Below are 15,813 nucleotides of genomic sequence, written 5' to 3'. Positions count from 1 at the left end.
ACTGGCACGCCAGCGTCGATCATCCTCAGCAGCGTGTCACGGTGCTGGTGAAGGTCCTCCGAAAACGACATGGTCGTTGCAACCCCTCAGATCGAGGTGTTGCAACGACCACGTGAACCCGCCCTGCGCTCGGGGCCGTTGTGTGTTCCGGGTGCGGGCGGGTCAGTGCTGCCCGTCGGCGTTCTTCAGGCGCTCGTAGGAGCGGACGACCTCGGCCTCGGCCTCGGTGCGGCCGACCCAGGAGGCGCCCTCCACGCTCTTGCCCGGCTCAAGGTCCTTGTAGACCTCGAAGAAGTGCTGGATCTCCAGGCGGTGGTACTCGGCGAGGTGGTGGATGTCGCGCAGGTGCTCCGAGCGCGGGTCCGCCGCCGGGACGCAGAGCAGCTTGTCGTCGCCGCCCTTCTCATCGGTCATCCGGAACATGCCGATGGTGCGGGCCCGGATGAGGCAGCCGGGGAAGGTCGGCTCCTGCACGAGCACCAGCGCGTCCAGCGGGTCGCCGTCCTCGCCGAGCGTGTTGTCCACGAAGCCGTAGTCCGCCGGGTACTGGGTGGCGGTGAACAGGGTGCGGTCCAGCTTGATGCGCCCTGTCTCGTGGTCCATCTCGTACTTGTTCCGCACACCCTTGGGGATCTCGATGGTGACGTCGAACTCCACGCGGTTCCTCGCTCGTTCTTCGGATCGGCACGTGCCCCGGCTAGCAGGCGCAGCCGAGCTGTGTCTAGACCCGTCTAGTGTGGACCAAGAGTCGCGCCGAAACCGCTCCGAGCGGGCCTGGGACGGTGTGACATTGACCGAGTTCAGAAGTTCCTTTCTCCATCCGCCGCAGGAGGACACGCGTGACCGGAGGCGAGCAGCCGCACGGCAACGGCCCGGTGCCACCGCCGCAGCAGGGCGCATCACCGCAGGTCAACCCGGGCCTGGACCAGGTGACGGTGCGGCTGCCGGTGCCCGGTGCGGCCCCCGCGCAGCCGGTCAGGGTCGGACCGCCGCCGCCCGCGGCCGCCACCGCAGCCGCGGCGCCACCCAAACCGGGGAAACGTGGCAGGAAACTTCTGCTGCTCGCCGCCGTGCTGGTGCTGGTGGCCGGGCTCGGCGTGGGCGGGGTGCTCGGCGGGCCCTGGATCGCCCAGCAACTCGGCCTCAGCGGTGAAGGCGGGGCAGGCACCCAGCCGCCGCCCGCGCCGCTGAACCCGCAGGCCGCGCTGCGCGCGCTGCCCGCACAAGCCCCCACCCCCAGCCCGAAGGGCGTGGCCGCCGCGCTGGACCCCCTCGCGGGCAACGCCGCGCTGGGTGAGCTGACCGGCAGCGTGCTCGACGCGAGCACCGGCAACGTGCTGTGGGAACGCGGCGCGGGCACCGCGCGCACCCCGGCCTCCACCGGCAAGCTGGTCACCGCGGCCGCGGCGCTGCTCGCCCTGGACCACCAGACCCGGCTCAGCACCACCGTGCTGGAAGGTCCGGAACCGGGCACCGTGGTGCTCGTCGGCGGCGGCGACACCACGCTGTCCGCGCTGCCCGCCACCAAGCCCACCTACTTCTACCCGGACGCCGCGCGCCTGGACGACCTCGCCGAGCAGGTCAAGGCCAAGGCGGGCGGACCGGTCAAGAAGATCGTCATCGACGTGGACCGGTACGCCGGTCCGCCGCTGGCCCCCGGCTGGCTGGCGGTGGACATCGCGGGCGGGCACGTCGCGCCGATGGTGCCGCTGATGGTCGACGCGGCCCGCCGCGACCCGCTGACCTCCACCACCCCGCGTACCGACAAACCGGCTCAGGCGGCAGCCAGCGAGCTGGCCAAACGGCTCGGCGGCAACCCGGCCACCGAGGTCGGCTCCGCGCCCAAGGGCGCGAAGGTGCTGGCCAAGGTCGACTCGCCGCCGCTGCCCCGGCTGGTCGCGGCCTTCCTGTCCACCTCGGACAACATCCTGGCCGAGGCGGTGGCCAGGGAGACCGCCCGCGGCACCGGCAACGAGCCCTCCTTCGCCGGTGCCAGCAAGGCCGCGCTGGATGTGCTCTCCCGCAACGGTTTCGACCTGGCCGGGGTGAAGATGTCCGACGGCAGCGGCCTGTCCACCGAGGACCGGGTGCCTGCCAAGTTCCTCAGCTCGCTGCTGGCCGCGGCCGCCGGCACCGACGCCAAGGCGGCCAAACTGCGCCCGCTGCTCACCGGCCTGCCGGTGGCCGGCGGCACCGGCACCCTGGCCAAGCGGTACGAGAAGGGCCAGAACGCCACCGGCCGCGGCTGGGTGCGGGCCAAGACCGGCACCCTGGACGGGGTGAACAGCCTGGCAGGCGTCGTCACCACCAACGACGGTCGCCTGCTGGCCTTCTCCTTCATGGCCACCGGCGCGGCCAGCGATCCGGCGCGGGACGCGCTCGACTCGCTGGCCGCGGCGTTGCGGCGCTGTGGTTGTGGCTAACTGAACGGCACCGGCCGCGGGTTGGGCGCGCATTCCGCGTCCGCCCGCACCCCCGGCTGCCTGGCAGGCAGCTCACCGCGCAGCAGGAAGGCGTTCAGCGCGGCGTTCACGCAGGCGTTGCCGTTGGGCGTGACGCCGTTGCTGGTGCCGCCCGGCTGGGCCAGCAACGCCGAATTGGGCCAGCGGGACCGGGTTTCCAGGCTGCCGGTGAACGGGCTCTCCGCGTCCAGCGTCTCGGCCAGCAACAGCGTGCGGGTCTGGCCGCCGGTGTTCACCTGCGCGGAAGCCTCCACCGGCCAGCGCAGGCAGGGCGCGTTGAACCACACGTTGCCCCAGGTGGTGTCCGGGGCGACGGTGTGCAGCGCCTGGGCATCCCGGCGCCAGCCGGGGAAGTCGGCTGGCATCTGCGCGTCGGTGCAGATCTGGGCCAGCAGCGCGGCGTAGACGTTGTCGTTGCCGCGGTGCATGACCTGGGTGAACAGCGCCTTGAGCGGTTCGGCCTCACCGGTGCGTACCCAGTCGGCCAGCGCCTGGCCGAACACCGGCCAGCTCGCCTGGTTGTAGGCGGGCACCAGGAAGAAGTCGAGCAGCTCCGACGGCCCGATCGCGCCACCGGCCGGCTGCTCGCTCACCTCGCGGATCTTATTGTCCCACAACGCCTTCAGCTCACCCCGGGTCCGCCCGAGGTGGTAGCTCGCGTCGTGCTCGGCCAGCCAGTCGAACCAGAGCAGGAAGTTGCGCTGCAACGGCTGGGCCAGGTCCACGTTGTTCGCGCCGTACCAGACCCGGCGTGGGTCGGTGCTGCTGTCCAGCACCATCCGGCCCAGCCGGAACGGGTACCGGGTGGCGTAGACCTGGGCCTGGTAGCTGCCGTGTGTCTGGCCGAACAGCGACACCGTCTGCCTGCCGAGCGCCTCCCGCACGTAATCCATGTCCGCGGCCACGTCCACCGCCCGCATGTGCGGCAGCAGCGCCTTGGCCTCCTGGTTGGCGCAGGCCTGCGCGTAGGACCTGGTCCGGTCCAGCCACACCTGCTCGTCCGCGGCCGAGGCAGGCACGTACTTCGGGCGGTTGAAGTCGTGGTAGTCCGGCACACAGCTCAGCGCCGGGCTGCTCGGGGCGAGCCCGCGCCGGGCGAAGCCGACCCAGTCGTAGGCCGCGCCCGCGCCGGGCAGTCTGGCCGCGGTCAGCGGGAACAGGTAACCGCCGCCGGTGAAGGCGTCCGGGGCGACCAGCAGCACCCCGAGGTACGCACTTTCAGGCACCGAATGCTTCACCCGCGATACGGCCAGACTGATTCTGGGGCCGCCGGGGTTCGCGTGGTCCAGCGGCACCGCGAGGTCGGTGCACTCGGCCCCCGCGGCGGCCAGCTGGGCCTCCGCACACGGCTTCCAGCTGATCAACGGCGTGGCGGCGGCGGTGGGCACGGTCAGGACGGACAACAGCATCGCTGCCGCGACCGAGCCTCTGAGCAGTCGTTTCACCCGGATTCCTCTCAGTGAGTCAGGGTCTCGATCGCGACCGTAACCATGCTGTTCACCGGCTGGCCGATGACGATCACGGGGGCTGCCAGGTAGCGTCCTAGGGGTGAACGCGGGATCGGCCGCACGGCCGCTGGATCCGGCTGAGGGGCCGGGGCCTGTCGACTGGGGTGTCGCCACGGCGACCGCTCAGCGGCTGCTCCGCCCTGGGCCCGTCATCGCCCGCGACGCCGCCCAGGCGGCCGTGCGCGGGATGCGGGAACTCTCCGTCGCCGCGGAGAGCCACGTCCGCGAGATCACCGGCCTCGGCGCGGGACTGCCGTTGCTGCCCGGCGATGTGGTCGACCGCCCGGACTGGGTGCGGGCCGCCGTGGACGGCCTGGCCGCGCTCACCGATCACGCGCTGCCCCGTGGCGCAGGCGGCTGGCGCGGTGGTGTGCTGGCCGGGACCGCCGGGGTGCAGGCCGGGATGGTGCTGGCCTACCTGAGCACCAGGGTGCTCGGGCAGTACGACCCCTTCGGCGGCGCGGACGGCGCGGGCAGGCTGCTGCTGGTCGCGCCGAACATCGTGGCCGCGCAACAGGCCCTGCGGGTGCCGGAGGCGGACTTCTGGATGTGGGTGTGCCTGCACGAGTCCACCCACCGGCTCCAGTTCACCGCGGTGCCCTGGCTGCGCGAGCACTTCGCCGCCCAGGTCGGCACCCTGCTCTCCACCATGGACGACGCCACCGCCGGACTGCTCTCCAGGGCCGGTGAGGCACTGCGCTCGGCCCGCCGCAAGGACACCGAGGAACCACCGGTCGCACTGGTCGAGCTGTTGCAGACGCCGAAGCAGCGGGCCGTGCTGGACCGGATCATCGCGCTGTCCACCCTGCTGGAGGGGCACGCCGACCACGTGATGGACGCGGCCGGACCGGCCGTGGTGCCCAGCGTGGCCACCATCCGTTCCCGGTTCACCGTGCGCCGCAACCCGCGCGGGCTGGCCGACCGGGTGCTGCGCGCGCTGCTCGGGGTGGACGCCAAGATCCGCCAGTACGCCCAGGGCTCGGCCTTCACCGGGCACGTGGTCGACCGGGTCGGCATGACCGAGTTCAACCGGGTGTGGACCTCGCCGGAGACCTTGCCCAGCCGGGCCGAGATCGCCGATCCGGACGCCTGGATCCGCCGCGTGCTCGGCTGAGTCGTTGTCCGCGCCCGATCCGGCGGTCTCGCAGGTCCGCACCGCGCTGCGCCGTTTCCTGGACCGCCACCAGGTCACCGGCCAGATCGCGGTGGCCTGCTCCGGCGGCGCGGACTCGCTGGCGCTGGCCGCCGCGACCGTCCACTGTGGACGAAAGCGTGCTCTCGACGTGCACGGCCTGGTGGTCGACCACCGGCTCCAGCCCGGTTCGGCCGAGGTCGCCGAAAGGGCCGCCGGGCAGCTCCGCGAACTGGGCGCCTCGGCCAGGGTGCTCACCGTCGAGGTCACCGGACCTGGCGGGCCGGAGGCGGCCGCCCGCCGGGCCCGCTACGCCGCCCTGCGCGCGGCCGCGCCGCAGGGCGCGCTGGTGCTGCTCGGGCACACCAGGGACGACCAGGCCGAGACCGTGCTGCTCGGCCTTGGCCGCGGCTCCGGGCCGCGCTCGATCGCCGGAATGGCCGAACTGGACCCGCCGTGGGGCCGCCCGCTGCTCGGCCTGTCCAGGGCGAGCACCGCGGCCGCCTGCGCCGCGCTCGGCCTGGTCACCTGGTCCGATCCGCACAACCTCGACCCGGCCTACACCCGCGTCCGGCTGCGCCGGGAGGTGCTGCCGCTGCTGGAGGAGGTGCTCCAGGGCGGGGTGGCCGCCGCGCTGGCCCGCACCGCCGCCCAGCTCCGCGAGGACACCCAGGCCCTGGACGAACTGGCCGCCGCCCTGCTGGCCCAGGCCCGCGACGGCGACGGCCTGGCCGTCGGCGCGCTCAAGGCGGCACCCGCCGCGCTGCGCCGCCGGGTGCTGCGGAGCTGGCTGCTCGGCGCGGGTGTGAGCGAACTCACCGACCCCCAGTTGCGGGCTGTGGACGCCCTGGTGGCGCATTGGCGTGGTCAAGGGGGTGTCGCGCTGCCCGGCGGGTTGGTGGCCGGGCGCGCGCATGACAGGCTGGTCCTCGACCGATCGTTGTGACTGAGGGGAAGCCGCGCCGTGTACGAGGGCGACATTGCCTCCGTGCTCGTTTCCGAGCAGCAGATCCAGGACAAGACCGCCGAGCTGGCGAAGAAGATCGCCGCTGACTACCCGACCGACGGACGCTCCTCGGACCTGCTGATGGTCGGCGTCCTCAAGGGCGCGGTGATGTTCATGGCCGATGTGGCCAGGGCGTTGCCCGTGCCGGTGCAACTGGACTTCATGGCCGTCAGCTCCTACGGCTCCGCGACCTCCTCCTCCGGGGTGGTCCGCATCCTCAAGGACCTGGACCGGGACATCGCCGGGCGGGACGTGCTGATCGTCGAGGACATCATCGACTCCGGCCTGACCCTGTCCTGGCTGCTGAAGAACCTGGCCTCGCGCCGACCGGCCACGCTGGAGGTCTGCACGCTGCTGCGCAAGCCGGACGCGGTCAAGGTGGACGTGCCGGTGAAGTACGTCGGCTTCGACATCCCGAACGAGTTCGTGGTCGGGTACGGGCTGGACTACGCCGAGCGCTACCGGGACCTGCCCTACATCGGCACGCTCGACCCCAAGGTCTACACGACCTAGCAGTTCGGCCGGCAGCGCCGCTGGATCAGCGCGTCCATCAGCACCGCGCGGATGTCAGTGGCCTCCCGCGCCGCGTAGGCCTTGCCGCCGGTCACCTTGGCGACCTGCTGCAACGCGTTGAGATCGGCATCGGGCCCGAGTCCGATGCCGATCACCGGCACCGGCTGGGCCGGGTCGGTCTCCGCGGTCAGCGTCTGCACCAGCCCGCCCAGGTCCAGCCCGGAGCGGTTGTCGTTGGCGCCGTCGGTGATCAGCACCACCGAGTTGATCCGCTTGCTGTCGAAGTCCTTCTTCACCGTGCGCACCGCGGCCAGCAGCGTGTCGTAGAGCGCGGTGTTGCCCTTGACCTTGCCCGGCAACGTGGCCGCCGCGCCCGCCAGCGCGGCCCGCCGGTTGACCCCGGCCATCGGTTCGGCCAGCGGGCCGAGGCTGACCAGTTCGGTCCAGTGCCGGTTCGGCGCGTGGTCGGTGGAGAAGGCCCACAGGCCGATGTGCGTGGTGTCGGGCAGCAGCCCCAGCGCGGTGCCGGCGGCGTCGCGGGCCAGCTCGATCCGGGACTGGCCGTTGCCAGCCTTGGCCGCCATCGAGCCGGAGACGTCGATCACCGCCAGCATCCGGGCGTCCAGGGTCACCGCGCTGTAGGTGCGCAACACCTCGGCGGCCTGGTCCGGGGTGGGCAGCGGCAGCAGCGAGGGCGGGTTCGGGCTCACCCCGGAATCCGCCCATGCCTGGTCCGCGCGGCCGCCGGGATCGCGGAAACCGGCGTCCCGGAACCGTTTGGCGGTGCCGTCGGTGCGCAGGAACCGGCTGAAGGTCTCCGCCGCCTCGGCGGTGCCCGGCGCCTCCTCCTTGCTGGCCACCCTGGTCAGCGGGTAGTCGAAGGAGATCGTGCCCTCGTCCGGGTAGAACGCGGTCGCCTTGACGCCGAGGCCGCGCCGGTTGTGCGCGATCACCGCCTGCTCGGTGGCGGAGAAGGCTGGCGCGGTCTCCGGTTCGGCGGCCAGCTTGTCGAAGCCGTCGCGCACCAGCGGCATGGTGTTGCGGCCCACCCGCAGCAGCGCGGCCACCAGCTCCTGGCGCGGGCTGCCGTCCGGGTTGCCCAGCAGCGAACGGATCAGCATCAGGGTGGCCAGGCCCTCGGTGGTGCCCGCCGGGTCGCCGATCGTGGTGGTCACACCGCCGTCGACCACCCGCTTCCAGGACACAGCCCCGCCCAGCTTCTCGCTGGTCCCGGGGCCTGCCACGATCACCAGCGGCGAACTGGCCAGGGACTGGCCGGGTTCGATCGAGGCCACCGAGCTGGGCGCGGCCGAGGACTCGGCCTGCTTCTTGCCGCGCTGGGCCCACAGCCCGGAGTCCGGGATCCACAGCGCGGGCACCTTCTGCCCGGGGATCACCGGGCCGGTGATGTCGGTGGCGGCCTCGGCGGAGTTCATCGGGCGCACCTCGACCTTGACGCACTTGCCGCCGACCGCGGTCTTCGACTGGTGGAACTCATCCGCGGCCGCCTTGACCACGAGTTCCACCGCGGGCGCGGTGGTCACGTAGAGCGGGAGTTCGCCCGCGCAGCCGCCCGTCGGGTCCCACACCCGCAGCGCGACCACGGTGGCCCCGGCCGCGACGACAACACCGAGCAGCGCGCCGAGGGGGAGTGCGGCCCTCTTGAGACCTGCGCTGGGCCTGGAGAGCTGGTGACGACCAGACATGGCCCTTCGAGACCCTTCCGTATAGAAAATAGTCGACCAACTTCCACCTGATATGGTGAAAGATTTTTCGCACCCCGACGTCTGCGACCACGGAGAATGACATATTCACTCGTCCGTGAAAAGACGGCGACTTCGTACTCACTCGTACGGATCAGTGGGCTCCAGCGTTCAGCGATCAAGGCTCAACCGAACGGGTCAGCTAGAGGTGGCGCTGCTCACACCCGCGAGACACCGGTCACCTGGGGAACCCCAGCGGCCGCCCGACCGTTGGCAAGGCGAAACAGTGCGTGGGCGGCCGGTCCGCTCACCAGGCCGCTACACCATGGGCGGTACGCTGGCCGGACGATGGTTTCCCGCTCCGCGTCAGCGGCGGGTGCTCCGTTGCCCGGCACGCAAGTCAGGGAGGGTGGAGGCCGCCCCGCGGCCGCACGTTAATGGACCGCAAGCGCCTGCTCCGCAACCCGCTGATCTGGATCGTCGCGGCGTTGCTGCTCTACTACGCGTTCAGCGTCCTGCTCGATGACGCACGAGGGTTCTCCCAGGTACCCACGTCCAAGGTCATCGAGCAGCTGAAGAACGGCAACGTCAAGGAAGCGGTCCTCGAGGACAAGGAGCAGCGACTCCGGGTCAGCCTGACCAACGCCGTCGACGGCAAGGACAAGCTGATCACCTACTTCCCCGCGCAGAGCGCGGACGACATCCTGGGCCAGCTGGAGAACGCCAAGGGCGTCACCGGCGGCTGGGATGTCAAGGTCACCCAGGAGTCCGTGCTCCTGCAGGCCCTCTTCTACCTGATCCCGGCCGGTCTGCTGCTGCTGTTGTTCCTCTGGATGATGAACAACGCCCAGGGCGGCGGGAACCGGGTGCTCAACTTCGGCAAGTCCAAGGCCAAGCAGCTCTCCAAGGACATGCCCAAGACCACCTTCGCCGACGTCGCGGGCGCGGACGAGGCAGTGGAAGAGCTGTACGAGATCAAGGACTTCCTGCAGAACCCCGGCCGCTACCAGGCACTGGGCGCGAAGATCCCCAAGGGCGTGCTGCTCTACGGCCCGCCCGGCACCGGCAAGACCCTGCTCGCCCGCGCGGTCGCCGGTGAGGCGGGCGTGCCGTTCTACTCGATCTCCGGTTCGGACTTCGTGGAGATGTTCGTCGGCGTCGGCGCCTCCCGGGTGCGCGACCTGTTCGAGCAGGCCAAGCAGAACGCGCCGTGCATCATCTTCGTGGACGAGATCGACGCGGTCGGCCGCCATCGCGGCGCAGGCCTCGGCGGCGGGCACGACGAGCGGGAGCAGACCCTCAACCAGCTGCTGGTGGAGATGGACGGCTTCGACTCGCGCGGCGGGATCATCCTGATCGCGGCGACCAACCGGCCGGACATCCTGGACCCGGCGCTGCTGCGCCCCGGCCGGTTCGACCGGCAGATCCCGGTGGCCGCACCGGACATGCGCGGCCGCAGGCAGATCCTGCACGTGCACTCCAAGGGCAAGCCGCTGGACCCCGACGTCGACATGGACTCGCTGGCCAAGCGCACCGTTGGTTTCTCCGGCGCCGACCTGGCCAACGTGATCAACGAGGCCGCGCTGCTCACCGCCCGGCACAACGGCAACCTGATCAACGCCGCCGCGCTGGAGGAGTCGGTGGACCGCGTGGTCGGCGGTCCGGCCAGGAAGAGCCGGATCATCTCCGAACGCGAGAAGAAGATCGCGGCCTACCACGAGGCCGGGCACGCGCTGGCCGCCTGGGCCATGCCCGACCTGGAGCCGGTCTACAAGGTCACCATCCTGCCCCGGGGGCGCACCGGCGGACACGCGCTGGTCGTGCCAGAGGACGACAAGGAGCTGATGACCCGCTCGGAGATGATCGCCCGGCTGGTCTTCGCCCTGGGTGGTCGCGCGGCGGAGGAACTCGTCTTCCACGAGCCCACCACCGGCGCCTCCAGCGATATCGAGCAGGCGACCAAGATCGCCCGCGCGATGGTCACCGAGTACGGCATGAGCGCCCGGCTGGGCGCGGTCAAGTACGGCAAGAACGAGGGCGAGCCGTTCCTCGGCCGCTCCATGGGCCACCAGCCCGACTACTCCCTCGAGGTCGCGCACGAGATCGACGAGGAAGTGCGCAAGCTCATCGAGGCCGCGCACGACGAGGCCTGGGACGTGCTCAACACCTACCGGGACGTGCTGGACAACCTGACCCGCGAGCTGATCGAACGCGAGACCCTCCAGCGCAAGGACCTGGAGGTGATCTTCGAGTCGGTGCAGAAGCGCCCGCGGATCACCCTGTTCAACGACTTCGGCGACCGCGTCCCCTCCGACCGCCCGCCGATCAAGACCCCCGGCGAGCTGGCCAAGGAGCGCGGCGAGCCGTGGCCCCCGGTCCAGGAGGAGGCGCCCACCCCGGTCGCCTCGGTGCCCGGCGGCAACGAACTGCCCGGCGGCCCGCCGTACCCGCAGCCGGAACCCGGCCCGAACGGCACTCCCGCCGGTCAGCCGCAGCCGCCCACCGGCTGGAACGCCCAGCCCACCCAGCCGGTTCCGTCGGCGGGCCCGCCCTACTACGGCGCGCCCCCCGGCTGGACCCCGGCCACGGTGCCCGGCGGCCAGCAGTGGCCGACCCAGCAGCCGCCGCAGGGCACCCCGCCCCCGGAGGCGCAGGCCAAGCCGACCGACAACCGGGACGCCACCACCACCCGGCCGATCGACTCCGAGCCGCCGGACGGCAACCGCTGAACACGGACAAGCAGCAGGGACGGCCCGCCTTCGACCACACCAGGGCGGAGGCGGCCGTCCGCGAACTACTCCTGGCCTGCGGCGAGGACCCGGACCGGGACGGCCTCAAGGACACCCCGTCCCGGGTCGCCCGCGCCTACCGCGAGATGTTCGCCGGCCTGTACACCGAACCCGACTCGGTGCTGAACAAGACCTTCGACGAGAGCCACGAAGAACTGGTCCTGGTCAAGGACATCCCGATGTACTCGACGTGCGTGCCGAGCAAGCAGACGGTCAACGCCGTCGGCGGGCGCAAGGCCGCCAGGGATGTCCGCGTCGGCGACCGGTTGTGGACCCTGGCCGACGGACGCGCGCAGCAGACCGAGGTCACCGAGGTCACCGCCCGCCCGGCCCGCGAGCTGGTCGAGGTCACCACCGAGGAAGGCCGCTTCGTCCTGACCCCGGACCACCCCCTGGCAACCCCGGAGGGCTGGCAGGAGGCCAAGGACGTCGGCGGCAGCTACCTTGAGTGGACGCCGCTGGCCGACCTCGGCGCTCAGCTCGCCCGGCCGATGGCGCTTGCCAGTGCCCGGACGCCGGTGCTCGTAGGCAGGGACGACTGGACCCTGCGGCACGGGTTCGCCCAGGACGCGCACCGCACCGAACTGGTCGACTCGCGCTGGACCCGGGTGCTCTCGGTGCGACCGGTCCAGGCGGCCGAGACCGTGTACAGCTTCACCTGCGACCCCCATCCGACCTTCCTGGTCGCCGGTCACCTCACGCACAACTGTGAGCACCACCTGGTGCCCTTCCACGGGGTCGCGCACGTCGGTTACATCCCGAACAGCCACGGCCGGGTCACCGGTCTGTCCAAGATCGCGCGGCTGGTCGACCTCTACGCCAAGCGGCCCCAGGTGCAGGAACGGCTGACCTCGCAGGTCGCGGACGCGGTGGTGCGCAAGCTGGATCCGCGTGGGGTGATCGTGGTGATGGAGGCCGAGCACCTCTGCATGGCCATGCGCGGGATCCGGAAACCGGGGTCGCGCACGATCACCTCGGCCGTCCGTGGTCTGCTGAAGACCTCGGCCTCCTCTCGGGCCGAGGCGCTGGAGCTGATCAAGGGACGGTGAACGTGATGGGAGCGGCGCTGCATCGGCTGCTGCCCGACCCCGGCCGCTGTGTCGTCATGGGCGTGGTCAACGTGACCCCGGACTCCTTCTCCGACGGCGGTCGCTACCTGGACGCCGCGGACGCGGTGGCGCATGGCATCGAGATGCATCGGCGGGGCGCCGACCTGATCGATGTCGGTGGCGAGTCCACCCGGCCGGGTGCGGAGCGGGTGGCGCCGGAGGTGGAGGCCGCCAGGGTGGTGCCGGTGATCCGGGAGCTGGTGGCCGAGGGGGTGCTGGTGAGTGTGGACACCATGCGCTCGGAGGTGGCGCTGGCCGCGCTGGCGGCGGGGGCGAGCATCGTCAACGACGTCTCCGGCGGGCTGGCCGACGAGCGGATGGCCGCCGTGGTCGCCGAGGCCGGGGTGCCCTGGATCCTGATGCACTGGCGCGGGCACAGCGCCGGGATGGACCTGCTGGCCAGCTACCGGGACGTGGTCGCCGACGTGCGCGCCGAGCTGACCGCCAGGGTGGACGCGGCGCTGGCCGCTGGCGTGGCCCCGGAGGCGCTGGTGGTCGACCCCGGGCTGGGCTTCGCCAAGACCGACCGGCACAACTGGGCCCTGTTGCAACATCTCGACCAGCTCATTGATCTGGGCTTCCCGGTGCTCGTCGGGGCCTCCCGGAAGCGGTTCCTGGGTAGCCTGCTCGCTGGACCGCACGGCACGCCGCGCAGTCCGGACGGCCGGGAGGCGGCCACCTCGGCGGTGTCCGCGCTGGCCGCGGCGGCGGGCGCGTGGGGGGTGCGGGTGCACGATGTGCACGGCTCGCTCGACGCGGTGGCGGTGGCCTCGGCCTGGGCTCGTGGCGGGGCACGCGTGGCAGTGGCGGAGAAGGGGGATCGGTGACCGACCGGATCACGCTGACCGGGCTGCGGGTGCGCGGGCACCACGGCGTCTTCGAGCACGAGAAACGCGACGGCCAGGACTTCCTGGTCGACATCACGGTGTGGCTGGACCTGGACGTGGCGGCCGAGACCGACGATCTGGCCGACACCATGGACTACGGCGCGCTGGCCCAGCGGGCGGCCGCGATCGTCGGCGGCGAGCCGTTCGACCTGATCGAGACGGTGGCCGCGCGGGTGGCCGATGACGTGATGACCGACCGGCGGGTGCACGCGGCCGAGGTCACCGTGCACAAGCCGTCCGCGCCGATCCCGCTGACCTTCGCCGATGTCGCGGTGACCGCCCGGCGCTCCCGCCGGGCCCGCGGCAAACCGGCCGGGGACTACTGAGCCGATGAGCGCCGCGGTGCTCTCCCTCGGTGCCAATCTGGGGGACCGGCTCGGTCACCTCCAGTTCGCCGTGAACGGGTTCGGGGCCGCGGTGCGCGCGGTGTCCCCGGTGTATGAGACCGCCCCGTGGGGCGTGACCGACCAGGACGACTTCCTCAACGCGGTGTTGCTGGTCGAAGATCCGGCCACCGACGAGTGGGGGTGGTTGCGCCGTGGTCAGGAACTGGAGAATGCGGCCGGCCGGGTCCGGACCCTGCGGTGGGGGCCGCGGACCCTGGACGTCGACGTGGTGACCGTCGACGGGGTGCGTTCGGACCACCCTGACCTGCTGCTGCCGCATCCGGGCACCCCGGAGCGGGCCACCGTGCTCGCACCATGGCTGGACGTCCAGCCCGCCGCGATCCTGCCCGGCCACGGCCCGGTCGCCGCACTGCTGTCCGCGCTGTCCATGGACGGGGTGCGCAGGCGGGACGACCTCACGCTCACCCTCCCGCAGGCGTAGGAGGCCGAGGTGACGCACCACCGCCCCGGTGAGGCCATGCTGCTCGCCGAGTCCGCGCTGCGCTCGGCGCGGGCGCTGGCCGAGCGGGGCAAGGAGGCCGAGGCGGAGGCGGTGTGCCGGGAGGGCCTGACCGAGCTTCCCGGCCGGCCCACCCCGGAGACCGACCGGCTGTGCGTGGAGCTGCTGGAACTGTTGCTGCTGCTCACCGAACCGCGCTGGAGCCGGAGCCCGGAGTACCGCTCGGCCAACCCGGTGGAGCGCTGGGCCGCCGACGCCGAGGCCGCCGCGACCCGGATCGGCGACCTGCAGCTGCGGATCAGGGCCGCCTCGGTGGCCGGCCGGGTGCTGCACCGCACCCAGGGCGTGGAGGCGGCGCTGGCCGTGCAGCAGCGGGCGGTCGAGCTGGCCAGGCAGAGCGGGGACGCGGTGGTGCAGTTCCTCACCCTGTCCGCCTACGGCCGGGAGCTGACCAAACGCGATCTGCGCGCCGGGCTGGCGGTGCTGCTGGAGGCGGAGAAGCGGGCCAAGGCCAGTCCGGAGATCACCGGCAGCCGCTCCTCGGTGCTGCGCGGGGCGTTCCGGCGGACCGAGCTGGAGATCGGCGTCGGCGAGTTCGACGCGGGCTACCTGGGCATCGCCAAGTCCCGGCTGGAGTTCGCGGTGGCCCGGCTGCGTGGTGAGCCGGAATCCGCGCCGCTGCTGCCGATCGGGCTCAACCACCTGGCCCAGGTGCAGCTCGCGGCCGGGTTGTGGGATCCGGCCGCGGACACCCTGACCGAGGCCGCCGGACTCGGTGACGGCGCCCCGGACCCTTGGCACGCCTACAACCTGGCCCTGTTCGGCCGGTTGCGGGTGGAGCTGGGCGATCTGGCCGCCGGGGTGCATGTGCTGGAGTCGGCCTGGGCGGAGACCGGCCGCACGCCCTCGGTGACCGTGGCCACCCTGGTGTGCAACCTCTACGCCGAGGGCCTGCTGGTCACCGCGGGCCGCCGGGCGGATGTGCTCGGCGCGGCCGAGGAACTGCTCGCGGCGAACCTGGAACGGTGTCAGCGGGCGGCCATGGTGCGCAGCGAGGTCACCGCGCATTCGCTGCTGGCCCGGCTGCACCTGGCCCTGGACGAACTGCCGCAGGCCCAGGCCGCCAGCACCGCCGCGGTGGAGCTGTACGCGCGGCGCGGGCCGCTGCCCACGGTGCGCGGCGAGGAGATCCTGTACTGGCACGCCGAGGTGCAGCGGCGCTGCGGGCGCTTCGACGCCGCGGTGGAGACGCTGGCCAGGGCGCGGCAGCTGGTGCGGACCAAGGCTGGTTCGCTGGACCCGGAGCTGCGCGAGTTCTTCCTCGCGGTGCCACTGAACCAGCGCGTCGCCGCGCCCATGGACGGGGTGGCCGAGGGAATGGGGAGCATATGAGGTTCACCAGGGCCCGTGATCTTGTGGTTCCCGGGCTCGTGCTGGCCGTTGTGGCATATCTCGCACTGCGACTTGCCTACGGCTACGTGCCCAGGGTGCCGGTGCTCGCGGGTGTCACGTTGCTGCCGGTGGCCCTCGGCGAGGTGTGGTGGGCCTTCGTGTTGCGCGGCCGGATCCAGCGCCGCCCGAACGCCCGGCTGCTCGAACCGTTGGTGGCCGCCCGTTCGGTCGCGCTGGCCAAGGCGTCCTCGCTGGCCGGGGCGGTGTTGCTCGGGGTGTGGCTGGGTGTGCTGGCCTACGTGCTGCCGTTGCAAGGTCAGCTTGTGGCGGCGCAGAACGACACCGTGCCCGCCGTGCTGGGCGCTGTCAGCGCGGGCGCGTTGATCGCCGCGGGGCTGTGGCTGGAGCACTGCTGCCGCACGCCGGACCAGCCGGAGGACCGGGACGCACCGTGACCTGTGGTCGC

The 15,813-nt window shown here is 72.1% G+C and carries 13 protein-coding genes and 2 pseudogenes; 12 read left to right on the top strand and 3 right to left on the bottom strand.

The window, feature by feature from the left end:
• Window positions 1–162: 162 nt before the first annotated feature.
• A complete protein-coding gene (locus ACTOWY_RS42465) occupies window positions 163–657 on the bottom strand; it encodes an inorganic diphosphatase (RefSeq protein ID WP_185001289.1) in 495 nt (164 codons plus the stop codon).
• A gap of 182 nt (window positions 658–839) precedes the next feature.
• On the opposite strand from ACTOWY_RS42465, the gene dacB reads away from it, so the two are divergent.
• Window positions 840–2,423, top strand: a complete 1,584-nt coding sequence (gene dacB / locus ACTOWY_RS42460) for a D-alanyl-D-alanine carboxypeptidase/D-alanyl-D-alanine endopeptidase (protein ID WP_441315250.1) — start codon at window positions 840–842, stop codon at window positions 2,421–2,423.
• Here the strand turns inward: dacB and ACTOWY_RS42455 are convergent.
• Entirely contained in the window at window positions 2,420–3,907 is a 1,488-nt protein-coding gene (locus ACTOWY_RS42455) for an alpha/beta fold hydrolase (protein WP_441315248.1), read from the bottom strand. The two genes, dacB and ACTOWY_RS42455, sit on opposite strands and share 4 nt — an antisense overlap.
• A gap of 103 nt (window positions 3,908–4,010) precedes the next feature.
• On the opposite strand from ACTOWY_RS42455, the gene ACTOWY_RS42450 reads away from it, so the two are divergent.
• From ACTOWY_RS42450 to hpt, 3 genes are read left to right on the top strand one after another with little or no spacing between them, the layout of a single operon-like run.
• On the top strand, window positions 4,011–5,084 hold the full coding sequence (locus ACTOWY_RS42450) for a zinc-dependent metalloprotease (protein WP_441315247.1): 1,074 nt from the start codon (window positions 4,011–4,013) through the stop codon (window positions 5,082–5,084).
• A gap of 4 nt (window positions 5,085–5,088) precedes the next feature.
• Window positions 5,089–6,048, top strand: coding sequence for a tRNA lysidine(34) synthetase TilS (tilS, locus tag ACTOWY_RS42445; protein WP_441315246.1), 960 nt, complete (start codon window positions 5,089–5,091; stop codon window positions 6,046–6,048).
• A gap of 18 nt (window positions 6,049–6,066) precedes the next feature.
• Window positions 6,067–6,621: a hypoxanthine phosphoribosyltransferase gene (hpt, locus tag ACTOWY_RS42440; protein ID WP_441315245.1), complete on the top strand. Its 555-nt coding sequence runs from the start codon at window positions 6,067–6,069 to the stop codon at window positions 6,619–6,621.
• Here hpt and ACTOWY_RS42435 read toward each other — a convergent pair.
• Window positions 6,618–8,327, bottom strand: a complete 1,710-nt coding sequence (locus ACTOWY_RS42435; protein WP_441315244.1) for a substrate-binding domain-containing protein — start codon at window positions 8,325–8,327, stop codon at window positions 6,618–6,620. The genes hpt and ACTOWY_RS42435 overlap by 4 nt on opposite strands.
• A 434-nt stretch (window positions 8,328–8,761) precedes the next feature.
• Here ACTOWY_RS42435 and ftsH point away from each other — a divergent pair, with 434 nt between their 5' ends.
• The 8 genes and pseudogenes from ftsH (at window position 8,762) to ACTOWY_RS42395 (ending at window position 15,802) form a co-directional block, all read left to right on the top strand.
• Window positions 8,762–11,053, top strand: a complete 2,292-nt coding sequence (ftsH, locus tag ACTOWY_RS42430) for an ATP-dependent zinc metalloprotease FtsH (protein WP_441315243.1) — start codon at window positions 8,762–8,764, stop codon at window positions 11,051–11,053.
• Window positions 11,050–11,307 (top strand): annotated as a pseudogene (locus ACTOWY_RS42425) (GTP cyclohydrolase I); the annotation flags it as partial. The gene ftsH and the pseudogene ACTOWY_RS42425, both read left to right, overlap by 4 nt.
• 513 nt (window positions 11,308–11,820) lie before the next feature.
• Window positions 11,821–12,162, top strand: a pseudogene (gene folE, locus ACTOWY_RS42420) (GTP cyclohydrolase I); the annotation flags it as partial.
• A 5-nt stretch (window positions 12,163–12,167) separates the two neighbouring features.
• Window positions 12,168–13,049 carry a dihydropteroate synthase gene (folP, locus tag ACTOWY_RS42415; RefSeq protein WP_441315242.1) on the top strand — a complete coding sequence of 294 codons (882 nt, stop codon included), beginning with the start codon at window positions 12,168–12,170 and terminating at the stop codon, window positions 13,047–13,049.
• Complete coding sequence (gene folB, locus ACTOWY_RS42410; RefSeq protein ID WP_185001297.1) at window positions 13,046–13,435, top strand: dihydroneopterin aldolase; 390 nt, start codon at window positions 13,046–13,048, stop codon at window positions 13,433–13,435. Before folP ends, folB begins: the two co-directional genes overlap by 4 nt.
• A gap of 4 nt (window positions 13,436–13,439) precedes the next feature.
• Window positions 13,440–13,937, top strand: a complete 498-nt coding sequence (gene folK / locus ACTOWY_RS42405) for a 2-amino-4-hydroxy-6-hydroxymethyldihydropteridine diphosphokinase (protein WP_441315241.1) — start codon at window positions 13,440–13,442, stop codon at window positions 13,935–13,937.
• A 9-nt stretch (window positions 13,938–13,946) separates the two neighbouring features.
• The gene (locus ACTOWY_RS42400; RefSeq protein ID WP_441315240.1) at window positions 13,947–15,347 is read left to right on the top strand and encodes a hypothetical protein; all 1,401 of its coding nucleotides are present in this window, start codon (window positions 13,947–13,949) and stop codon (window positions 15,345–15,347) included.
• A complete protein-coding gene (locus ACTOWY_RS42395; RefSeq protein ID WP_441315239.1) occupies window positions 15,344–15,802 on the top strand; it encodes a DUF3180 domain-containing protein in 459 nt (152 codons plus the stop codon). The genes ACTOWY_RS42400 and ACTOWY_RS42395 overlap by 4 nt, the downstream gene beginning before the upstream one ends.
• Window positions 15,803–15,813: the final 11 nt, after the last annotated feature.

It is taken from the genome of Crossiella sp. CA198, assembly GCF_052078295.1.
GTDB lineage: Bacteria > Actinomycetota > Actinomycetes > Mycobacteriales > Pseudonocardiaceae > Crossiella.
This window is presented reverse-complemented; position numbering and strand designations above follow the sequence as displayed.

Bases quoted from the DNA above. Each gene is read 5' to 3' on its own strand.
- ACTOWY_RS42435 (WP_441315244.1), bottom strand. From the start codon at position 8,327: ATGTCTGGTCGTCACCAGCTCTCCAGGCCCAGCGCAGGTCTCAAGAGG.
- ftsH (WP_441315243.1), top strand. From the start codon at position 8,762: ATGGACCGCAAGCGCCTGCTCCGCAACCCGCTGATCTGGATCGTCGCG.
- folP (WP_441315242.1), top strand. From the start codon at position 12,168: ATGGGAGCGGCGCTGCATCGGCTGCTGCCCGACCCCGGCCGCTGTGTC.
- folK (WP_441315241.1), top strand. From the start codon at position 13,440: ATGAGCGCCGCGGTGCTCTCCCTCGGTGCCAATCTGGGGGACCGGCTC.
- ACTOWY_RS42395 (WP_441315239.1), top strand. From the start codon at position 15,344: ATGAGGTTCACCAGGGCCCGTGATCTTGTGGTTCCCGGGCTCGTGCTG.